Source organism: Lactobacillus delbrueckii subsp. bulgaricus, from assembly GCF_046938665.1.
GTDB classification, from domain to species: domain Bacteria; phylum Bacillota; class Bacilli; order Lactobacillales; family Lactobacillaceae; genus Lactobacillus; species Lactobacillus delbrueckii_C.
Genome location: NZ_JBKZCD010000091.1, coordinates 1 through 308 on the forward strand (window position 1 = coordinate 1; position 308 = coordinate 308).

Sequence of the window (308 nt, forward strand, 5' to 3'; positions counted from 1 at the left end):
TTAACCATCATCACGAAATCATAGTCGCACGAGTCCATGAATTGGATGTTAGCCTTACTGAAGTATCCACGATCAAGGATGAAACCTATCTTCTTATAGCCGTAGCCGCGAATCTTCTCCAGCATGTATTTCAGCTGCGAGACATCCACGATACTGCCCGGGTAGCTCTCGTAAAGCAGGGGCTTCTCATTGGTCATGTCGTAAGCAATCGAGTAGTTGATGATTGGCGCGCCAACGTCATTCTTAGGGTGACCGTATTCCGCCATCTCAATATCTCCAGCCTTGCAGTTCTTGTTGGTGGAGTCATA

General features: G+C 47.4%; 1 protein-coding gene. It reads right to left on the bottom strand.

The genetic code is table 11. From position 1 onward, the window contains the following. Positions 1 to 266: transposase (locus tag ACLUXO_RS10345; protein ID WP_412137461.1), on the bottom strand; the 266-nt coding region annotated here is incomplete at its 3' end. Positions 267 to 308: the final 42 nt, after the last annotated feature.